This window comes from Micromonospora sp. NPDC047548 (assembly GCF_040642975.1).
Taxonomy (GTDB): Bacteria; Actinomycetota; Actinomycetes; order Mycobacteriales; family Micromonosporaceae; genus Micromonospora.
In genome coordinates, this window is the sequence record NZ_JBEYTI010000009.1 from 140,150 (window position 1) to 161,232 (window position 21,083).

The following is a 21,083-nucleotide window of genomic DNA, read 5'->3' on the forward strand; positions in this document are numbered from 1 at the left end:
GGCGGCCTTCATTCGGTCCGTAGTGCCGCCTCTCGGCGCCGAGGCCGAATTATGGTCGAAAAGGAGGCTCCAAGTGCCCCGTGAAGTTCGGGATGTCGTCTTCGTCGACGGCGTCCGCACCCCGTTCGGCAAGGCGGGTGGCATGTACGCCAACACCCGCGCCGACGACCTGGTGATCCGCTGCATCCGCGAGCTGCTGCGCCGTAACCCGCAGCTGCCGCCGGAGCGGGTCGAGGAGGTCGCCATCGCCGCCACGACCCAGATCGGCGACCAGGGTCTGACCATCGGCCGCACCGCCGCCCTGCTGGCCGGCCTGCCCAAGACCGTGCCGGGCTTCGCCATCGACCGGATGTGTGCCGGCGCGATGACCGCCGTCACCGCCGTCGCCGGCGGCATCGCCATGGGCGCGTACGACATCGCCATCGCCGGTGGCGTCGAGCACATGGGCCGGCACCCGATGGGCGAGGGCGTGGACCCCAACCCGCGGATCATCGCGGAGCAGCTGGTCGACCCGTCCGCCCTGGTCATGGGCGCCACCGCGGAGAACCTGCACGACCGGGTCCCGCAGATCACCAAGGAGCGCACCGACGCGTTCGCGCTCGCCTCGCAGCAGAGGACCGCCAAGGCGTACGCCAACGGCAAGCTCCAGGACGACCTGGTGCCCGTCGCGATCCGGGACGCCGACGGCGGCTGGGGCCTGGCCACCACCGACGAGGCTCCCCGGGAGACCTCGCTGGAGAAGCTCGCCACCCTGAAGACCCCGTTCCGCCCGCACGGCAAGGTCACCGCGGGCAACGCGGCCGGCCTGAACGACGGCGCCACCGCCAGCCTGCTGGCCGCCGAGTCCACCGCGCGCGAGCTGGGCCTCCCGGTCGCCATGCGGCTGGTGTCGTACGGCTTCGTGGGCGTCGAGCCCGAGGTGATGGGCGTCGGCCCGATCCCCTCGACGGAGAAGGCGCTGCGGATCGCCGGCCTCACCATCGACGACATCGGCCTGTTCGAGCTGAACGAGGCGTTCGCCGTGCAGGTGCTCGCCTTCCTCGACCACTTCGGCATCGCCGACGGCGACCCGCGGGTCAACCCGTGGGGTGGGGCGATCGCCATCGGCCACCCGCTCGCCTCCTCGGGCGTACGGCTGATGACCCAGCTCGCCCGGCAGTTCGCCGAGCACCCCGAGGTCCGCTACGGCCTCACCGCCATGTGCATCGGCATCGGCATGGGCGGCACGGTCATCTGGGAGAACCCACACTGGACGGAGTCCAGGAACCCACACTGGACGGAGTCCAGCAAGCCGGCACAGCGGGAGGGTGGAGACAAGTGAGCGCGCTCGCCGCACCGAACGAGGTCGTCACCAGGGCGCTGCTGCGCGAGGTGAAGGTACCAGGGCTGGACCGTCCCGCCGCCCTGATCACCCTGGACAACGGCTTCGACCACACCAAGCCGAACACCTTCGGCCCGGCCGGTCTGACCAGCCTGGACGAGGCGATCACCGCCGCGCTGGCGGCGAACCCCGCGTTCGTCGCGGTCACCGGCAAGCCGTACATCTTCTGCGTGGGCGCGGACATCACCAGCCTCCCGCAGCTCGCCGACCGTGCGCAGGCCGTGGAGATCGGCCGGCTCGGCCACCGGGTCTTCGCCCGGCTCAAGGACAGCCAGATCCCGACCTTCGCCTTCGTCAACGGCGCGGCGATGGGCGGGGGCCTGGAGCTGGCCCTGCACTGCCACTACCGGACGCTGTCCGGCGGCGCGGCAGCGCTGGCGCTGCCCGAGGTCTCCCTCGGCCTGGTGCCCGGCTGGGGCGGCACCCAACTGCTGCCGAACCTGATCGGCATCCCGGCGGCAACCCAGGTGATCATCCAGAACCCGCTGATGCAGAACAAGATGCTCAAGCCGAAGCAGGCCGCCGAGATGGGCATCGCGGACGTGCTGCTGGAGCCGGCCGACTTCCTGGAGCGGTCCCTGGAGTGGGCCGCCAGCGTCGTCCGGGGCGAGGTCACCGTCACCCGGCCCGAGGTCGACAAGGACATGTGGGCGGGCGTGCTCTACTTCGCCCGGCAGACCCTCGACCAGCGGCTGCACGGCGCGGTCCCGGCCGCGTACCAGGCCCTTGATCTGCTGGAGACGGCGAAGGACGCGGACTTCGCGACCGGCACCGCCGCCGAGGACGAGGCCCTCGCGGACCTGATCTTCTCCGAGGAGCTGCGCAGCGGCCTGTACGCCTTCGACCTGGTGCAGCGGCGGGCCAAGCGGCCGGCCGGCGCGCCGGACAAGGGCCTGGCCCGGCCGGTCACCAAGGTCGGCATCGTCGGCGCCGGCCTGATGGCCAGCCAGCTCGCCCTGCTCTTCGCCCGCCGCCTCCAGGTGCCGGTCGTCATGACCGACCTGGACCAGTCCCGGGTGGACTCCGGCGTCGGCTACGTGCACACCCAGATCGAGAAGGCCGTCACCAAGGGCCGGATGGACAAGGGCACCGCCGCCAAGCTGTACGGCCTGGTCAGCGGCGCGCCGAAGGCAGAGGCCTTCGCCGCGCCGGCGCCGGGCCAGCTCACTTCGTTCGCTGACTGTGACTTCGTCATCGAGGCCGTCTTCGAGGACCTGACCGTCAAGAAGCAGGTCTGGGCCGAGCTGGAGAAGATCGTCAGGCCGGAGGCGGTGCTCGCCACCAACACCTCGTCGCTGTCGATCACCGCGATGGCCGCGGAGCTGGAGCATCCCGAGCGGGTCGTCGGCTTCCACTTCTTCAACCCGGTGGCGGTGCTGCCGCTGCTGGAGATCGTCCGCGGCGGGCGGACCGACGACGCCACCCTCGCCACCGCGTTCGCGGTCGGCAAGCAGCTGAAGAAGTCCTCCGTGCTGGTCTCCGACGCCCCGGCGTTCGTGGTGAACCGGCTGCTCACCCGCTTCCTCGGCACGGTCTTCGCCGCCGTGGACGCGGGCACCCCGCTGGACGTGGCGAACAGCGCGCTGGACCCGCTGGGCCTGCCGATGCGCCCCCTCGCGCTGCTCCAGCTGGTCGGGCCGGCCGTGGCGTACCACGTGGGCGGCACCCTGCACGCGGCCTTCCCGGACCGGTTCGGGGTCAGCGAGAACCTCAAGCGGATCGCCGACTCCGGCCAACCGATCGTGGTCGACGACCAGATCAACGCCGACGTCGCCAAGCTGCTCGTGGTCGGCGACCAGCCGCTGACCGCCGAGCAGGTACGCCAGAACGCGCTCGACGCGCTGGCACAGGAGATTCGGCTGATGCTCGACGAGGGCGTCGTCGCCGAGGCGCAGGACATCGACCTGTGCATGATCCTCGGCGCCGGCTGGCCGTTCCACCTGGGCGGCGTCACGCCGTACCTGGACCGGACCGGCACCTCCGAGCGGGTCACCGGCCAGCGGTTCCTGCCGCGCGGGGTCGCCAGCCTGCGCGGCTGACCCCTGCCCCGCTGCACCGCGATCGCGGTGGTCGGCACTCCCCGAGCGGGCGTCGCCGGCCACCGCGATCGTCGTCTCCGGCACCGGCGCGGACCCGCGCGGGCGCCACCGTGCCCGGCTGGGTCAGACTCGGACGGGGCAGCGCAGCCGCCCGCGGCTCGCTACCATCGCGCGTTCCCACCCTCGCCTGGAGCTGATGCATGTCCACACCGCCGGCCGACCCCTGGTCCACACCGCAGGAGCCCGGCTCGTACCCGCCCCCACACCAGCCGCCACCGGGCACACCCCCGGGCACCGGGCCGACCCAGGCCTGGCCCCACGTCCCGCAGCAGGGCGGCCACCCCGACGCCACGCAGGCGTACGGCGGTTTCCGGCCGGCCGACCCGCAACCCACCCAGCCGTACCCCGCCTACCAGTACGGGCAGGCGGGGGTCCAGCCGCCGGGGCAGCCGGGCGGATACCCGGGCGTGCAGCCGGACGGCTTCGCCGGCACCCCGGCGTACGGCCTTCCGCCGGCCCCGCCGCCGGCAAAGAAGTCCCGGCTCGGTCTGATCCTGTCGCTGGTCCTCGCCGGGCTGCTGGTCCTCTGCGCGGGCGGGGGTGGCCTGGCCTACGTCGCCCTCTCCGGCGGCGGCGACCCGGACCCGACGGCCGGCCCGACCCCCGGTGTCTCCCGCGCCGCCCCGACCACGTCGGCCCCCGAGCCGACCCCGTCGGAGGAGGAGGTGGTGGAGCCGGCCCCGGAGATCCGGCTGGTCACCCCGAAGACCCTCGCTGGCCGGTCGAAGAACACCGAGCCGCAGCTGCGCCGGATCGCCGACGAGATGGTCCGGGACATGAAATCCGGGGTAAGCAACGAGACCGGCGCGGTGGGCGCCTTCTACGGCAGCGCGGGCAAGCGGAACCTGGTCATGGTGGCCGGCGCCTCCGGCCCGGTGCTCCTCCCCGAAAAGGAACTCGACGACGCGGTCGAGGGTCTGTCCACGTCGCTGGCCGTCAAGAAAATGTCGACGGTCGACCCCGGCCCGCTCGGGGGCGTGGCCAAGTGCGGCGCCGGCAACAGCTCCGGCATCGCGCTCGGGGTCTGCACCTGGGCCGACGAGGGCAGCGTGGGCCTGATCGTGATGTTCTTCTCTTCCGCTGCCAAGGCGAAGACTGAGTTCGTCACCATCCGGGGTCAGGTCGAGAAGCGCTCCTGAGGGAGAAGGCGCAGGTCGCGGCGGCCGGACATCCCGTACGGGCGGCACCGGCCACCGCGACCGTCGCAGCCGGACCGACCGGCCGTGCCCGGCGCGACGGGGCAGCGGGTCGCCGGTGGGCTGGCTAAGCTCACCCGTCCTGACCTGACGATCTGGAGCTGACCTGATGTCGCAGCCGCCAGCCAATCCCTATCCTCCGCAGCCGGACAGCGGCGCGCCCTACGGCTCGTACCCGCCGCCACACCAGCAGGGCGGCTACCCCGCACCACAGCAGCCCGGCGGCTACCCCGCGCCGCAGCATCAGGGCGGCTACCCGGCGCAACAGCAGGGCGGCTATCCCCCGCCGCAACAGCCCGGCGGTTACCCGCCGCCGCAGCAGGGCGGCTACCCCGCGCAGGGCGGCTACCCGGCGCAGGCCGAGCAGCCGTACGGCGACCCGAGTCTGCCGCCGGCGAAGAAGAAGTCCAAGGTCGGCAAGATCGTGCTGATCTCGCTCGCCGTGGTGCTGGTGCTCTGCCTGGGCGGCGGCGCCATCGCGTTCTTCGCGCTCAAGGACGAGGTCAAGGAGACCGTCGACGCCACCAAGACCCGGGTGGTCGCCCCGGCGACGCTCGCCGGCCGGGCCAAGTCCACCGACCCGACCCTGCTCAACCTCGCCAAGCAGCTGGAGACGGAGCTGAACAAGTCCCTCCCGGACGCCACCAGCACCGTCGGCGCGTTCTACGGCACTGCGGAAAAGAAAAACCTGGTGATGATCGCGGCCGCCTCCGGGCTGAACGCGAACCCGTCCAAGACGCTCGACGACACCATCAAGAGCGCGGGCGAGAGCGACGTGCAGCTCGGCGAGATGAAGACTGTCAACGCCGGGCCGCTCGGCGGGGAGGCCAAGTGTGGTGACGCCGAGGCCTCCAACGTGCCGCTCGGGGTCTGCGTGTGGAGCGACAAGGGCAGCCTCGGCATGATCATCGTCTACTTCAAGTCGGGTGACGAGGCCGCCGCCGAACTGCCCACCATCCGCGGGCAGATCGAGCAGAAGTCCTGACCCGTACGACCTGACCGGGGCCCCGTCCACCGAGGTGGACGGGGCCTTCGTCGGTCAGCCGGCCGTGGCGGCCCGCTCGGCGGCGCTGCGCAGCACGCAGAACTCGTTGCCCTCCGGGTCGGCCAGCACCACCCAGCCGGACCCGTCCGGCCGGCGCTGGTCGGCGACCTGGACCGCGCCGATGCCGAGCAGGCGCTCCACCTCCTCGTCCCGGGTCCGGTCGGTGGGCTCGAGGTCGAGGTGCAGGCGGTTCTTCACCACCTTCTCGTCCGGCACGGCCAGGAAGAGCACCTCCGGCCCGCCCGGCGGCAGCAGCATGGCCTCCGGGTCACCGGGGAAGTCGTCCGGCTGGCGGGGGCACTCGAAGACCTGGGCCCAGAATCCGGCCAGGGCGTACGTGTCGCGGCAGTCGATGCCGATGTTGTGGATCCGTGCACTCACGGTGTTCCTCCGCAATGGATGGACGCGCCCCTGGTGCGTGGGATGTCAGCGGTGACCGGGGTGGGGCGCGGCAATGGTTGTGATGGACATCTGCGCACCCCCTCTCGCCCGTCGGGCTGACGCGATGATGTTGCCATCCCGGCCCGGCGCCGGCAAGCCCGTTCAGCCCAGCAGCGCGCCGATCACCGCCAGGGTGCCCATCGAGCAGGCGGTGGTCACCACCACCGTCTCCCGGGCCACCGCCTCGGCCCGGCCGTACTCGCGGGCGAAGATGTAGGTGTTCTGCGCGGTGGGCAGCGCGGCGCAGACCACCAGGGCCAGCAGGTCCGCCCCCGTGACGCCGACGAGCCGGCCGACCGACCAGGCGATCACCGGCTGGACCAGCAGCTTCAGGCCGGACAGCAGGGCCACCTCGGCGGCCCGGCCGCCGAACCGCGGCCCGCCGCCGGTGTCGCCGCGGTGCGGGCCGTCGGCGGGGTGCGGGCCGTCGGCGGGGTGCGGGCCATCGGCGGGGTGCGGGCCATCGGCGGGGTGCGGGCCATCGGCGGGATCCGTCCCTCCGCCGGGATGCGGGCCGTCGGCGGCACGCGGCGCACCGGTGAGCGAGAGCCCGAGCGCCACCAATGCGGTCGGCACGGCCGCGGCGCCGAGCAGGGCGAGCGGCGCGCCGACCACGTCCGGCGGCCGCCAGTGCAGGGCCGCGCATGCGGCGCCGAGGGCCGGCCCCGCGATCACCGGGTTGCGCAGCGGCAGGGTCAGCAGCCGCACCGGCCGCCACTTGCGACCGGCGGACCGGTCCAGCAGAACGAGGACCACCGGGGTGACCACCAGGACCTGGAAGAGCAGCACCCCGGTGAGGAAGGTGGCGTCGCCCAGGACCTGGAGCGCCACCGGGATGCCCAGGTTCGCCGAGTTGACGTACCCGGCCGCCATCGCCCCGATCGTCGCCTCGCCGCCCCCATGGCGGCGACGCAGCGCGCACACGCCGAACGCCAGCGCCATGGTGACGGCGGTGCTCGCCGCGAAGGCGCCGAGGGCGGGTGGGTGCACGTCCAGCCGGGTCCGGGACAGCGCGGTGAAGAGCGCGGCGGGCATCGCCAGGTAGAAGACGAAACCGCCGAGCACCCGCTCGGCCTCCCCGCCCAGCAGCCGGCGCCGTCCGGTCACCCAACCGAGCCCGGTGAGCACCCAGATGGGTACGAAGGCGGCGAGCACCCGGGCAGCCTACGCAAGGGCGGCCCGCGTCACCGCCTCCGGTGCGGCTCCGAACGGAGAGCCGGCGCGACGCCGCCGGGGCGGGCCGTGGTCAGCGACCCCTCGGCGGCCGGCAGCGCCACGGTCACCTCCAGGCCGCCGCCGGGGCGGGCGAGCACCGTCACGGTGCCGCCGTGGGCGTCGCAGACCGCCCGGACGATGGAGAGCCCCAGCCCGGAGCCGCGCGCGCCGGTCCGCTCCCGCCCGCCCCGCCGGAACGGCTCGAACAGCCCCGGCACGTCGACCTGGTCCACCTCGAACCCGGTGTTCCCCACCACCAGCCGAGAGGTCCGCCCGTCGGTCTCGGTGCACACCCAGAGCCGGCCGTGCAGGTGGTTGTAGCGGACCGCGTTCTCGATCAGGTTGCCGGCCAGCCGGTCCAGCAGCCCGGGGTCACCGACCACCGGGGCGGGCCGCAGCGAGGTCTGCACCCGCAGCCCGATCCGTTCCACCTCCCGCGCCACCGCCGACAGGGCGTTGGCCGTGCCGGTGGCGAGGTCGCACTCGGTGCGGCGGGCCAGCCGCCGGCCGGTCTGCGCCTCGCTGCGGGCCAGCACCAGCAGCGCGTCCACCAGGCCGTTGGCCCGCTCCGAGGCGTCGCGCACCACGGTGGCCATCCGGCGGTACTCGGCGGTGTCCGCCTCGTCGTCGCTGAGCGTCACGTCGATCTCGGTACGCATCACCGCCAGCGGCGTGCGCAGCTCGTGCGAGGCGTTGGCCACGAAGCGTTTCTGCGACTCGAACGCGGCGGCGATGCGGTCCAGCATCGCGTCGAACGTGCGAGCCAGCTCGGCCACCTCGTCGTCCGCCCCGGACCAGCCGATCCGCTGATCCAGGGTGGCCTCGCCGAGCCGCTGCGCGGTGGCGGTGACCTGGTGCAACGGGCGCAGCGCCCGGCCGGCCACCAGGTACGCCCCGGCCACTCCGACCACGCTGATGGCCAGCAGCGCGACGAGGCCCTTCACCAGCAGCTCCTGCGAGGCGGCGTCGACCAGCTGGCGCTGCCAGACGGCGGCGTCCAGCGACCGGCCGTCGGCCAGCAGCACGGTGGTGCCGGGCCGCAGCTCGTCGCTCGGGCGCAGCGCGTCGCGGACCAGCAGCCAGGCCAGCACCACCAGGACCGCCCCGGCGCCGACCAGCAGCACCCCGTTGAGCAGGGTCAACCGCAGCCGCAGGGTGGGACGCGGCCGGCGGGTCACGCCGCCACCTCAGCTCGCGACTGCGGGGCTCGCAAACCCGGCTCACTCCTCGCGCTCACACCGCCACCTCGGCGGTCCGGTAGCCGGCGCCGACGACCGTTTCGATCAGCGGTGGGTCGCCGAGCTTCTTGCGCAGGGTCATCACGGTGACCCGGACGATGGTGGTGAAGGGGTCGGTGTTGGCGTCCCAGACCCGTTCCAGCAGCTCCTCGCTGGAGACCACCGCGCCGCGCGCCTTGACCAGCTCGCAGAGGACGCCGAGCTCCTTGTTGGTCAGGTCGACCGGCGACCCGCCCCGGGTGACCACCCGGCGGGCCGGGTCGATCACCACGTCGCCCACCTCCAGCACCGGCGGGGCGGCCGGGGTGGCCCGCCGGCCGAGCGCCTGCACCCGGGCGACCAGCTCATCGAAGGCGAACGGCTTGGGCAGGTAGTCGTCGGCGCCGAGGCCCAGCCCCTCCACCCGGTCGGCGACGCTGTCGCTGGCGGTCAGCATCAGCACCCGGGTCAGGGTGCCGGATGCGGCCAGGTCGGCGCAGATCTGGTCGCCGTGCACGCCGGGCAGGTCCCGGTCGAGGACCACCACGTCGTACCGGGTGACGAAGGCGGCCTCGTGGCCGGCGTCTCCGTCGTACGCCACGTCGACCGCCATGCCGCGCTTGCGCAGCCCACGCGCGATCGCGTCGGCGAGATTCCGCTCGTCCTCGACCACCAGCACCCGCATCCCAACCTCCTCGCCGACCTGACCGACAACCTAGTGCCGGCCGCCAAACCGGCGTCGCCGGCCGCCGGCCGTTGCAGAAGACCTCCGGGGTACGGGATGCTTTCGGCGCTGATCCACAGGGGGACGGGCCGTGACCGCAACACCTTCCGGGCGGGACATCGCCTACCGGGGCTTCCGCCTCGCCGTCGACACGCACCTCGGCACCGGCGTGGGGGTGCGGGCGACGGCCACCGGGCTGGAGCTGGCCGACCCGGTCGACCGGCGGGAGCACGACGGCGCGACGTACCAGGCCGGCAGCTGGACCTCTCCCCCGGTGCCGGCCGGTTTCGCCGTCTGCGAGGTGGTGCCCTCGTGGACGGCGCGGACGCCGCCGGGCTGCTGGATCGAGGTGGAGCTGCGCGGCTGGCACGGGGACGCCCCGGCCACCGGCTGGTACGCGCTGGCCCGCTGGGCCGAGGGCGAGGGCGAGGGCGAGGGCGAGGGCGAGGAGACGGTACGGCGTACCTCGGTGCCGGGGCAGCGCGACCCGGACGCCCGGGTGGACACCGACACGCTGGTGGTCGGGGCGGCCACGGTGACCGGGTGGCAGGTCCGGGTGACTCTGCTGCGCCCGGCGGGCGCGACGGCCGGCCCGGTGCTGGGCACGGTCGGCGCGGTCGCCTCCGGGCCGGCGGGCGGCTCGACGGCCGGGCTGGCGCGCGGGGCCGACGGGCTGACAGCGGGCGCGGCGGGCGCCCTGGGCGTCGTGCTGGACGTGCCGCGCTACTCGCAGCGCCGGCACGCCGGGGGCGAGTCGCGCTGGGGCGGTGGCGGGGACTCCTGGTGCAGCCCCACCTGCACCTCCATGGTGCTGGCCTTCTGGGGCGCCGCGCCGGCGCCCGACCGGTACGCCTGGGTGCAGCCGCCCGGCCCCCGCCCGGTGGTGGTGCACGCCGCCCGGCACTGCTACGACCACGCGTACGCCGGGGCCGGCAACTGGGCGTTCAACACCGCGTACGCCGGGCTGCACGGGATGGAGGCGTTCGTCACCCGGCTGCGCTCGCTGGCCGAGGCGGAGGCGTTCGTGGCCGCCGGGGTGCCGCTGGTGGTCTCCGCGGCGTTCCGCGCCGGCGAGGTGCCCGGGCTGGACTACGACACCCGCGGGCACCTGATGGTGCTGGTCGGCTTCACCGACGCCGGCGACCCGGTGCTCAACGACCCGTACGCCCCGGACGACGGGTCGGTGCGCCGGAGGGTGGACCGGGCGCGGTTCGAGGCGGCCTGGCAGGACGGCAGCGGCGGAGCGGCGTACGTGATCCGTCCGGCGTCGGTGCCGCTGCCCGTGCCGCCCGCCCAGCCGAACTGGTGATCAGCCGCCGAGCCGCCACACCCCGAATTCCCCGTTCGAGCGCCAGCAGACGAGGGTGCGCCCCCGGTGCGAGCAGAACGCCCAGCCGCCGGGCAGCACGTCGCGGATCCGCACCTCGCCGGTGCCGACGTCCAGGTCGCCCAGGAGCTGCCGGCCGCCGGAGACCGCACGGGTCACCAGCAGCGGTCGCTCGACCAGCCGCCCACCCCACACCTCCGAGCCGACCAGCTGCCACGGCCCCAGCGCGGTGAGCACCCGACCGGTGGCGGGGTCGAGCAGCCCGAAGCTCTCCCGCTCCCGGTCGTAGCTGATCGCCAGCAGGCTGCCGTCGACCAGCCAGGCGGGGCGCCACCGGTCGTCGGCCCAGCGCAGCCGCCCGGTGGTCGGGTCGAGCACCCGGACCCCGGGTGGCTGCTCCAGGCAGATCGCGTCACCGCAGGCCCGGGCGAAGGAGGTGGCTGGGTCGAACGGCACCTGCCAGCGCAGGCTCCCGGTGTCGAGGTCGTAGCCGGCGAGCTGGCCCTGATCACCGTCGACGAGCAGCATGTCGCCGGCGACCCGCGTGGTGTCGTGGGCGGGGCCGCGCGCCGGTGGGACCCGGAAGGCCACCGCCAGCCGGCCCGTGTCCGGGTCCCGCACCTCGACCCGGCCGGAGTGGGTGACCAGCACGATCTGCGCGATCCCCTGGTCGTCGTAGCGGTAGCCGAGGGTGCCCCGGCCGATGGCGACCGACCAGCGGGTCGCCCCGGAGCCCACGTCCACGCCCCGTACGGCGATCCGCTCGGGCGCCCCGTCCTCCAGCAGCAGTCCACCGTCACCGGTCGGGACCGCGAAACCGGGCTGGCGCCACCGCACCCGCCCGCTGGCCCGGTCGAGCAACGCCGACACCGGGTCGCCGCCCGAATCGGAGGTCACCACCACGCCCCCGCCCACCTCGGCCAGCACCGATAGGTGCCCGACGGGCAGCGGCGACCGCCACCGGGTCCGCCCGTCCGCGAGCCCCACGGCGGTGAGTTCCTGCACCGTCCCCGACGAGGCGGAGGTCGGCACGGCGAGGACGAGCAGGTCACCGGCGACGAGGTGACCGGGCTCGGGCCCGGCCGGCACGGCCAACCGGGCGGGCTGCGGCGACCCGGGCGCCGCCCCGGCCAGGCTCAGCAGGGCCAGCAGCGCGACCAGCGCGAGGCGCAGCGGGCGGCCGACCGGCCGGGGCGGTCGCGACGGCCGGACCGGTTCGGCGGCACGGCCCAGCTCGCCCAGGTCGATGACGCTCACCGGTCCAGCCGCCAGACCCCGTAGGCGCCGGCGCCCCGGCGGCAGGCCAGCAGTCGGGCGCCGGCCTGGCAGTCGCCGGCGACCCCGGCGACCCCGGCGAGCACGTCGAGGGCGCGAATCCGGCCGCCGGCGGTGTCCAGTTCGGCGACGAGCAGCCGGTCGCCGCCGGCGGGCCGCACCCCGATCAGCGGGCCTTCGGCCGGATACCCGCCGGCCAGGGTCCACGTGCCCAGGTCGGCGACGACCCGGCCGGTGGCCGTGTCGAGGACCGCGAAGGAGTCCTGCCCGTCGGCGGCCGGGCCGGCGACCAGCATCCGGCCGTCCTGCTCGGTCAGCGCCGCGCGCCAGCGGGTGACGCGCCACCGGACAGCCCCGGTGGCCGGGTCGAGCGCCCACATCCCGCCGGTCTGCCCGTACGCGCAGAGCAGCGGCCCGCAGGCGTTGACGTACGCCACCAGTCCCAGCCGGATCTCCCAGCGGCGGTCCAGCCCGTCCAGCCCGTACGCGGTAACCAGGGCGGCATTGTCCCGGACCACCAGCAGCAGGTCGTCGACCGGCTGCGCCCGGTGGTGGACGGGCAGCTCGCCGGGGCGGACGTTCGCGCTGCGCAGCCGCGCCCCGCTGCGGGCGTCCCAGACCTCGACCTGCCCCGAGGAGCGGCTGACCACGATCCGGTCGATCCCGTCGGCGCGGACGCGGTAGCTGGTCGCCTCCTCCGGCGTCGGCACCGACCAGCGGACCTGGCCGGTGGCCGCGTCGACGGAGCTGGCCGTGCCGGACTCCTCCCCGACGAGGTCCAGGACGAGCAGGTCCGGTCCGGCCGGTAGGACGTCACCCCGCCACTGCCAGCGGAGTCGGCCGGTGTCCAGGTCGAAGGCGAAGGCACGGCGCGGCCCGTCCTCGAACGAACCGCCGGTGACCACCACCAGGTCGCCCCGGACGTAGACTCCCCCGTCGGGACGGGTGACCGGCAGCGGCGCACGCCACAGTGGGGCGAGCGGGCCGTTTCCCGCCGCCGGCACGGCGTACGCGGTCAACTGCCCGTCCCGCCCGGCCGGGGCGTCCATCGGCTCCATCAGGAACAACCGGTCGTCCTGCAGGAAGGCCGTCGTGGCGGGCCCGGCCGGGACGGTGAAGCTGGTCGGCTGCGCCGCCGGCGCGGCCCCGGCCAGCGAGACGAGGGTGAGCACAAGTGCGGCCGCCACCCGCGCCGGCCGCCCGACGGCGCGCGGCGCACGAAGGCCCGGCTCGGGCCCGGACTCCTCCCGGACGTCCCCCAGATCGATGAGCGCCACGCCCGACCTCCCCCGACCGCCGCCTGCCGGCCCCCGGCGCACCCCGCGGAACGCCCACCGGCCCGGCGGATGCCACCCGTCATCGCCTGTACGATGGCCCGTCGTGGCTGTGCCGGTGGTAGACCCCTCGTTGAACCCGACGTCCGCGCCCGACGCGGTCGAGCCCGTCGCGGCCGATCCGACACGGCGGCCCCGTCGGCGCCCGAGCCGGGCCGACATCCTGGCCATCGCAGCCTATGTGGTGCACGGCGTTTTCGTGTGCCTGACCTACTGGGTGGACGTGCAGCACCGGGTCTCGTCGCACCTGCCGACCGACCACAGCTGGTTCGAGTGGCTCTTCCAGCACGGCGCGTACTCGGTGCGGCACCTGGAGAACCCGCTGTTCAGCGCCCGGCAGAACGCCCCGGACGGGGTGAACATGATGGCCAACACCTCACTGTTGGGCATGACCCTGCCGCTCGCGCCGGTCACCCTCCTGTTCGGTCCACAGGTGACGTACGCGCTCTACCTGGGCGGCGCGCTCGCCGCGACCGCGGCCACCTCGTACTGGATGCTGTCGCGCCACCTGGTGCGCTCGCGCGCGGCGGCCTTCGTCGGCGGCGCCTTCCTCGGCTTCGCGCCGGGCATCGTGCACCACGCCAACGGGCAGCCGAACTTCGTCTCCAACTTCCTGCTGCCGGTGATCGTGGCCCGGGTGCTGCGCCTCGGCGAGCCGGGCCGGTGGCGGCGCGACGGGATCGTGCTGGGGCTGCTGGTGGCGTACCAGATCTTCATCAACGAGGAGATGCTGCTGCTCACCGCGCTGGCCTGCCTGGTGGTGGTGCTGGCGTACGTGGCACAGCGGCCCCGCGCGGCGCGGGCCCGGGCGGGCGCTTTCCTGGCCGCGCTGGGCCTCGGCGGCGGGCTGGCCCTGCTGCTGACCGCCTACCCGATCTGGTATCAGTTCAACGGCCCGCAGTCCTACCGGGGCCTGCAGGGCGGGGTGTTCCACAACTGGGGCGAGGACCTGGTGGCCTTCGTCACCTTCGCCCGGGACACCGTCGCCGGCGACGAGGCGGTGGAGAAGACCATCGGCCTGACCGAGCAGAACACCTGGTTCGGCTGGCCGCTGGTGCTGGTGGCGCTGGCCGCCCTGGTGCTGCTCTGGCGCCGCTCGCTGCCGGCCCGGATCGCCGGCGTGCTGGTGGTGGTCTTCACCGTCGCCGCGATCGGCCCGAAGGTGCGCTTCGACGGCGTGGAGACGGCGGTCGACGGCCCGTGGGCGTACCTCTCGGACGACCTGCCGCTGGTGGAGATGATGATGCCGACCCGGCTCGCCCTGGTGGTGACGGCGGCGGTCGGCGTCCTGCTCGCGCTCGCCTGGGACGCGGCGGCGAGCCACGGCCGCAGTCTGGTCCCCGCGCCCCGCGCGGCGGCCGACGAGGTCGGCACGGCGGCGAGGACCGCCACGCCGGCCCGGCGGCGCTGGGTCCGGCCGGTCGGGTACGCGGCGATCACGCTCGCCGTGCTGCCGCTGTTCCCGCGCCCGCTGCCGGCGCAGCCGGTGGACGCGCCGCCGCACTTCATCACCGCCGGCGGCTGGCGCCCGTACGTCCCGGCTGGCCGGACCCTGGTGCCGGTGCCGATCCCGAGCAACGTGCACGGCCTGCCCACGCTGCGCTGGAGTGCGCTGACCGGGCATGAGTTCCCGGTGCCGGGCGGCTACTTCATCGGGCCCAACCTGGACGGCCAGGGCGTCTTCGGCGCGCCGAACCGGCCCACCAGCACCCTGATCTACTCCACCATGGACACCGGCGCGGTGCCGGCGCTGACCGAGGAGAACCGCCGCCAGGCGGTCGAGGACCTGCGCTACTGGAAGGCCTCGGTGGTGGTGCTCGGCGCCCACCCGCGCGAGGCGGTGCTGCGCGAGCTGATGACCGGCCTGATCGGGCCGCCGCAGCGGGTCGACGACGTGTGGCTCTGGGACGTGCGCCCGCTGGTCGGCTGACTGCAGCCCCGGGCCGGGAACGGTCCGGCCGCAGGCGGGGCCTCAGGCGGTACGGGCGGTCAGCGGCCGGACGTCCCACACCCAGACGTCCAGCTCCCGCTTCCCGGGGCCGACCAGCTGTTCGACGGTGCGCCGCAGCGGTTCGGCGTGCTGCTGGTGCGCCGGCAGCACCATGACCGCGGCGTTCCAGTGGCGCAGCTCGTCCAGGCAGCGACGGCGCTGCCGGTCGTCGAGTTTGGGCATACGCCCGGTGCTGGCGACCTCGCCGAGCAGCTCGCCGATGCCACTGGGCCGGCCGCCGAAGCGGCCCGGGTCGCCGGTGTTGCCGTTGCGCGGGGCGAGGAAGTAGCCACCGGGGATCTTGAAGTCGAGGTTGGTGGAGGCGGCCCACCGCATCCCGTTCGTGTTGCCCATGCTCGGCACGGGCACCGGCACCAGGGTCTGGTCCGGGCCGACGTACTGCCGCCAGCGGTCGGCGGTGATGAAGGTCGGCACGGGCGGGCGGGAGGTCACCTGCAACGGCATCGGCACGATCGGCAGCAGCGCGAGCACCAGGGCGGCGACGGTGACCGTCTTCGCGTGCCGCCACTCGGCGCCGCGCAGCGTCCAGGCCCGCTGCACGGCCAGCGCCAACAGCATGCCGATCACCACGCTGGTGATCAGGGCGAACCGGGTCGGCACCACCGCGTCGAGCAGCGGCAGCCGGACCAGCAGGTCCCACGGGCCGGTGAAGAGGTCCTGGTCCCACCAGGACACCCGCTCGCCGAGGGAGAGCACGGCGAAGAAGAACCCGGTCGCGGCGAGCGCCCGGACCAGCACCTCGCGGCGCAGCCAGACCACGATGCCGACCGCGAGCAGCGACAGGCTCCAGCCGAAGAAGGCGTTTTCCTCGGAGTAGTTCGGGGCCAGGTTGACGTTCGCCCGCTCGTTGCCGCCGAAGGTCGGCGAGCCGGGGGCGAAGAAGGCGGCGATGTCGTTGCCGTAGTCGCGGACCGCGTCGCTGAGCCCGTGGTACGCCATCGGCCCGGCGAACTGGATGTGGAGCGGGTACGCCAGCAGCGCGCCCGCCACCACCGCGCAGACCGGCAGCCCCTTGGCGAGGGGACGCCAGGCCGCCGACCACAGCGCCGGCCGATGCGCCACCATCGCGGCCAGGAAGACGCCGCAGGCCAGCGCGGTGAAGAGCAGGATCTCCTCGTTGATGAACGCCTGCGCGGTGACCAGCACGGCCAGCAGCAGGCCGTCGCGCACCGGCCGGGTGGAGCGGGTCAGCACCATCACCCGCCAGACGATGAACGGCAGCAGGAACTGCGAGATGATGTTCGGGTGCCAGTTGGCGTGCGAGAGCATCGCCGGTGAGAACCCGCAGAACCAGGCGCCCACCGCAGCGGCCAGCCGCCGGCGGACCAGGTGCCGGGAGAACACGTGGTACCAGCCGGCGGCCGTGCCGGCGAGGCCGAGGGTGACCAGCAGCACGAACGACACGGCCGGTCCGAAGAGCAGGGTGACCGGCACCATCGGGATGCCCAGCGCCAGCACCGCCGTGTTGGCCATCAGGTTGACGCCGTCGGGGTAGTTGAACTGGTCGGTGAAGAACGGGAATTCCCCGTGCAGCACCACGCGTACCGAGTGGGCGAGGAAGAACTGCACCTGGGCGGGGTCGCTGCTGTAGAGCGCGGCGACCCGGCCGGCCGGGTCGACCCAGAGCTGGCTGGTCACCCAGAGCGCGACGAGCAGGAAGATCCCGTAGACGGCGAGGTCCTTGCGCCGGGGCGTCCAGCGCCACCGCCGCGCGGGCGCCGCCGCGCCGGCGCGGTCCGCCGCCGCCGGGCGCTCTGCGGGTACGCGCTGCGCCGGCGGGTTGACGGCCGGCGCTGTCCGGGCCGGCGCTGCCGCCGGAGCCGGCGCGGCCACCGGCGGTGCGTCGAAGACCGGCGCCGGGGGCGCCGTCGCGGTCGCCGTGGCGCCGCGGGCGGAGCCCGTAAAGGCGTCGGGGTCCAGTGCGGAGGCGCCACGGGGCTCGACAGACGTCACAGTCGGCGGAGTCTACCGGAGCCGGAGAATAGCCCGAAATTCATGCTGCTGTCCCTTGTGACCGCCGGACAGGGCTGTGAAGCGCTTCCCGACGGTTGCGTACCATGTGTGCTTCCGACAACGACGGCGACGCGATCGGAGGGCGTACAGGTGGCTTCAGTCCGCCGCCGCGGCACGAGGGCCACCGCACTGCTCACCATGGTGCTGGCCGTGACCGCCTGCGGCCCGGTCGTCGACCGGTCGGCCCGCGAGCTGCGGGTCGGCTACGACAGCTTGGACGGCACCCTGCCGGTCTGGCCGCCGCGCGGCCCGCTCGCCGGGGACGCCACCGCGACGAGGGCGGTGACCGAGGCGGTGCGCGCCTGGCGGTCGCCGATCGACGACCGGGTCCACCTGCCCTCCTCCGGCATTCTCTGGTCCGGCGAGGTCGATGGCGCGCCGCTGGCCCTGGTCGCCGCCGACGTGCCCGGCGAGGGCGCGTCCTGGCTGCTCCAGCTCACCGGCGACGGCGGCCGGTACGCGATCACCCGGGCCAGCGAGTACCCCGACCCCGGCTACCTCGCCTACGCCGACGTCCTGCCGGTGCAGCTGGCCGACGGCCGCCGCTACCTTGCCTCCGGCCGGGTGGAGCGCCTGCTCGGGCCGGACGGCCGGGCGCTGGTGCTCGCCGACGGGCTGAGCCGCCGGGTCACCGTGCCGGCCTGCGCGGCGGTGCCGGTCACCGCGACGCTGCGGGCCACCGAGTCGCTGCCGCGGGGTCGCGCCGCCGAGCGGCTGCTCGACCTCGGCACCGCCACCGCCGATCCCCGCTACCCGCTGGTGCGGGACGAGACCGGCTCCGGCCGCCGGGCCCTGGCCGGGCTGGACACCTGCGTGCTCGCCGACGAGCGGGGCCCCTTCGGCAGCGTCCCGCGCCGCATCGGCGACCGGGACGCGCCCCGCTCGGCCCCGGAGTCGTGGCCGATGGAGAAGGTGGCCGTCCGGGCGATCGGCGAGATGGCGCTGGGCGGCGGCGACCCGGGCGACCTGGAGCAGCTGACCTGGGAGACGGACGCCGGCACGATGACCGCGGTGGTCTACCGCCCCGCCGACGGCGGCGCCCCGGTGGTCTCCCCGGCCGACCGGTCCGACCCCCTGCAGACGTACGTGCTGCCGGTGCCCGGGCAGCCGCTGGTGGTGCTGACCTGGCGGGGCAACCGCGACGCCTCGCTCTCGGTGCCGCCGGGCACCCCCCGGCTGGTGGACCGCCCCGGCCTGGCGGTGGTGCCGATGCCGAGCGCGAAGCAGACCTTCAGCCTGGCCGGTGGGGAGAAGACCCACTACCGCTCCGTCGGCGGCCGCTGACCCGCCGGTGGGTACGGCCGCCCGGAAGTCCCACCGCGGCGGACTGGCCACGTGCCGTCAGGGCAGGCCCCCAACGACGGGTGGGGACCGCCGGCTCTGCCCGGAGCGGTGGTGGGTGCTCAGGCGCTGTCGAGCTGATGACGCAGACGACTCAGCAGGATTCGCGTTGCGGCTGCCGTCCCGGCCGGCGCCGTGCCGCTACCCGGCGGTGGGCACGCGGGGCCCGTCGCTTCCCCCGGGTCCGCCGGGTCCCCCGGCCCCTGATTCGTTTACGACATCAGCTCCAGAGGGACCGGCAGCCCCCTGCCGGCTTCCGGCAGCGGCCTCGACCGGACGGGCTCGCGAACCCGACCGATCAGCTCGAACCCCGGGTGACCAGCTCGAACCCCGGGTGACCAGCTCGAACCGAACCCGGAGACGCGCCGATGGGCGGCCCCGGTGCCCGGACCGCCCGTCTGCCGGGGCGTATCTCAGTTGTGGCTGGCCTCGCCGGCCGGCAGCCGGACCGGCTCTACCGGCTGGGCGTCCAGGCCGGAGATCCAGCCGGTGACGTCCCGCGCCACGTCCTGCGCGGTCAGCCGCAGGTCGGTGAGGATCTGCGCGCGGGTGCCGTGCGGGTGCCAGTCGGCGGGCACGCCGAGGTCGCGCAGCGGCACCCGGACGTCGGCGTCCCGCATCGCCTGGGCGAGCGCGTCGCCGACGCCGCCGACCCGGACGCCGTCCTCGACGGTGACCACGAGCCGGTGCCCGGCGGCCAGCTCGACAAGTTCGGCCGGGACCGGGCGTACCCAGCGCGGATCGACCACGGTCACGCCGTAGCCCTGCTCGGCGAGGCGGGCGGCGACCTCCATGCCGAGCTGGCCGAAGGAGCCGACCGCGACCAGCAGCACGTCGGTACGCGCCGACTCGGCCAGCACGTCGACCGTGCCGACCCGGCGTACGGCCGGCAGGTCGGCGGCCACGGTGCCGGTCGGGAAGCGGAGGATGGTCGGGCCGTCGTCGACGGCGATCGCCTCGCGCAACTCCTCGCGGAGGCTGCCGGCGTCCCGGGGCGCGGCGATCCGCAGGCCCGGCACCACCCCGAAGACCGACATGTCCCAGATGCCGTAGTGGCTCGGCCCGTCCGGGCCGGTGATGCCGGCCCGGTCCAGCACGAAAGTCACCGGCAGCTTGTGCATCGCCACGTCCAGCAGGACCTGGTCGAAGGCGCGGTTGAGGAAGGTCGCGTAGACCGCCACCACCGGGTGCAGCCCGCCCATCGCCAGGCCGGCCGCCGAGGTGGCGGCGTGCTGCTCGGCGATGCCGACGTCGTACACCCGCTCGGGGTGCTTGCCGGCCAGGGTGGCGATGCCGGTGGGCTCGGCCATGGCGGCGGTGATGCCGACCACGTCGGGCCGCTCGTCGGCGATCGCCACCAACTCCTCGGCGAAGACCTGGGTCCACTTCACCGATGGGGCGGCGAGCAGCTTGCCGGTCTCCGCGTCGAAGGCGCCGGGGCCGTGCAGGCAGTCCGCCTCGTCCTCCTCGGCCGGGCGGTAACCGTAGCCCTTGCGGGTGACCGCGTGCACGATCACCGGGCCGCCGAAGTTCTTCGCGGCGCGCAGCGACGACTCGACCGCGACGATGTCGTGCCCGTCGACCGGGCCGACGTACTTGATGCCGAGGTCCTCGAACATCGCCTGCGGGGCGACCGCGTCCTTGATGCCCTTCTTGACCGCGTGCAGCACCTCGTACATCGGCTTGCCGACCAGCGGGGTGGAGCCGAGGGCGTCCTTGACCGTGTCGAGGACCTTCTCGTAGCCGGGGCTGAGCCGCAGCGAGGAGAGGTGGTCGGCGAGGCCGCCGATGGTCGGGGAGTATGACCGACCGTTGTCGTTGACCACGATGACGAGGGGGTTGCCGGCGGTGGCGATGTTGTTCAGCGCCTCCCAGCACATGCCGCCGGTGAGCGCGCCGTCGCCGACCACGGCGACCACGCTGCGCTGCTCGCCACGCAGGGCGTACGCCTTGGCCAGCCCGTCGGCGTACGACAGGGCGGTGGAGGCGTGCGAGTTCTCGATCAGGTCGTGCTCGCTCTCGGCCTGGCTCGGGTAGCCGGAGAGCCCACCGCGCTGGCGCAGCTTGTCGAAGCCGTCCTGCCGCCCGGTGAGGATCTTGTGCACGTACGACTGGTGGCCGGTGTCGAACAGCAGCCGGTCGCGCGGGGAGTCGAAGACCCGGTGCATGGCCAGGGTCAGCTCCACCACACCCAGGTTGGGCCCGACGTGCCCGCCGGTGCGGGAGACCTTGGCGATCAGAAAGTCACGGATCTCGGCGGCGAGGATGTCCAGCTGCTCGGCCGTCATCCGCTTCACGTCCTGCGGACCCCGGACGGTGCCCAGCAGCCGACCGTGGTTGGCCGTGCCCTCTTCAACACTCATGACGAGAGAGTCTATCGGCCGCCCGCCGCACCGCAGCTCGGCCGTGGATCGTCCCAGCTGGCCCCCAGGTTCACCGGTCGACGACCAGCCGCCGGTGCCGG

The 21,083-nt window shown here is 74.3% G+C and carries 15 protein-coding genes; 7 read left to right on the forward strand and 8 right to left on the reverse strand.

The features are described from left to right. The first annotated feature begins 73 nt into the window (after nucleotides 1–73). From ABZ807_RS12715 to ABZ807_RS12730, 4 genes are all read left to right on the forward strand, one after another. Nucleotides 74–1,321, forward strand: a complete 1,248-nt coding sequence (locus ABZ807_RS12715) for an acetyl-CoA C-acyltransferase (protein ID WP_357155907.1) — start codon at nucleotides 74–76, stop codon at nucleotides 1,319–1,321. Then, a complete protein-coding gene (locus tag ABZ807_RS12720) occupies nucleotides 1,318–3,420 on the forward strand; it encodes a 3-hydroxyacyl-CoA dehydrogenase NAD-binding domain-containing protein (protein ID WP_357155910.1) in 2,103 nt (700 codons plus the stop codon). The genes ABZ807_RS12715 and ABZ807_RS12720 overlap by 4 nt, the downstream gene beginning before the upstream one ends. A 200-nt stretch (nucleotides 3,421–3,620) precedes the next feature. Beyond that, a complete protein-coding gene (locus tag ABZ807_RS12725; protein ID WP_357155914.1) occupies nucleotides 3,621–4,619 on the forward strand; it encodes a hypothetical protein in 999 nt (332 codons plus the stop codon). 166 nt (nucleotides 4,620–4,785) lie between these two features. After that, the gene (locus tag ABZ807_RS12730; RefSeq protein ID WP_357155918.1) at nucleotides 4,786–5,661 is read left to right on the forward strand and encodes a hypothetical protein; all 876 of its coding nucleotides are present in this window, start codon (nucleotides 4,786–4,788) and stop codon (nucleotides 5,659–5,661) included. Between the two features lie 54 nt (nucleotides 5,662–5,715). Here ABZ807_RS12730 and ABZ807_RS12735 read toward each other — a convergent pair whose 3' ends face one another. From ABZ807_RS12735 to ABZ807_RS12750, 4 genes are all read right to left on the reverse strand, one after another. Beyond that, complete coding sequence (locus tag ABZ807_RS12735) at nucleotides 5,716–6,102, reverse strand: VOC family protein (RefSeq protein ID WP_357155922.1); 387 nt, start codon at nucleotides 6,100–6,102, stop codon at nucleotides 5,716–5,718. A gap of 162 nt (nucleotides 6,103–6,264) precedes the next feature. After that, nucleotides 6,265–7,317 (reverse strand): AEC family transporter, encoded by a 1,053-nt coding sequence (locus ABZ807_RS12740; RefSeq protein WP_357155925.1) that lies wholly within the window; start codon nucleotides 7,315–7,317, stop codon nucleotides 6,265–6,267. Nucleotides 7,318–7,346: 29 nt separating this feature from the next. Beyond that, nucleotides 7,347–8,555, reverse strand: coding sequence for a HAMP domain-containing sensor histidine kinase (locus ABZ807_RS12745; protein ID WP_357155928.1), 1,209 nt, complete (start codon nucleotides 8,553–8,555; stop codon nucleotides 7,347–7,349). A 55-nt stretch (nucleotides 8,556–8,610) separates the two neighbouring features. After that, nucleotides 8,611–9,279 (reverse strand): response regulator transcription factor, encoded by a 669-nt coding sequence (locus ABZ807_RS12750; protein ID WP_357155931.1) that lies wholly within the window; start codon nucleotides 9,277–9,279, stop codon nucleotides 8,611–8,613. 130 nt (nucleotides 9,280–9,409) lie between these two features. Here ABZ807_RS12750 and ABZ807_RS12755 point away from each other — a divergent pair, with 130 nt between their 5' ends. Beyond that, a complete protein-coding gene (locus tag ABZ807_RS12755; RefSeq protein WP_357155935.1) occupies nucleotides 9,410–10,627 on the forward strand; it encodes a peptidase C39 family protein in 1,218 nt (405 codons plus the stop codon). On the opposite strand, the gene ABZ807_RS12760 is transcribed toward ABZ807_RS12755, so the two are convergent. Then, nucleotides 10,628–11,902: a PQQ-binding-like beta-propeller repeat protein gene (locus ABZ807_RS12760; RefSeq protein WP_357155938.1), complete on the reverse strand. Its 1,275-nt coding sequence runs from the start codon at nucleotides 11,900–11,902 to the stop codon at nucleotides 10,628–10,630. After that, a complete protein-coding gene (locus ABZ807_RS12765; protein WP_357155941.1) occupies nucleotides 11,899–13,197 on the reverse strand; it encodes a PQQ-binding-like beta-propeller repeat protein in 1,299 nt (432 codons plus the stop codon). Before ABZ807_RS12765 ends, ABZ807_RS12760 begins: the two co-directional genes overlap by 4 nt. A 115-nt stretch (nucleotides 13,198–13,312) precedes the next feature. On the opposite strand from ABZ807_RS12765, the gene ABZ807_RS12770 reads away from it, so the two are divergent. Beyond that, nucleotides 13,313–15,184, forward strand: coding sequence for a hypothetical protein (locus ABZ807_RS12770; RefSeq protein ID WP_357156124.1), 1,872 nt, complete (start codon nucleotides 13,313–13,315; stop codon nucleotides 15,182–15,184). Between the two features lie 42 nt (nucleotides 15,185–15,226). Here the strand turns inward: ABZ807_RS12770 and ABZ807_RS12775 are convergent, their stop codons facing one another. Further along, entirely contained in the window at nucleotides 15,227–17,218 is a 1,992-nt protein-coding gene (locus ABZ807_RS12775; RefSeq protein ID WP_357155944.1) for a hypothetical protein, read from the reverse strand. 198 nt (nucleotides 17,219–17,416) lie between these two features. On the opposite strand from ABZ807_RS12775, the gene ABZ807_RS12780 reads away from it, so the two are divergent. Beyond that, nucleotides 17,417–18,562 (forward strand): hypothetical protein, encoded by a 1,146-nt coding sequence (locus ABZ807_RS12780; RefSeq protein WP_357156128.1) that lies wholly within the window; start codon nucleotides 17,417–17,419, stop codon nucleotides 18,560–18,562. 470 nt (nucleotides 18,563–19,032) lie between these two features. Here ABZ807_RS12780 and dxs read toward each other — a convergent pair whose 3' ends face one another. After that, nucleotides 19,033–20,982, reverse strand: a complete 1,950-nt coding sequence (dxs, locus tag ABZ807_RS12785) for a 1-deoxy-D-xylulose-5-phosphate synthase (protein ID WP_357155947.1) — start codon at nucleotides 20,980–20,982, stop codon at nucleotides 19,033–19,035. Nucleotides 20,983–21,083 lie beyond the last annotated feature (101 nt).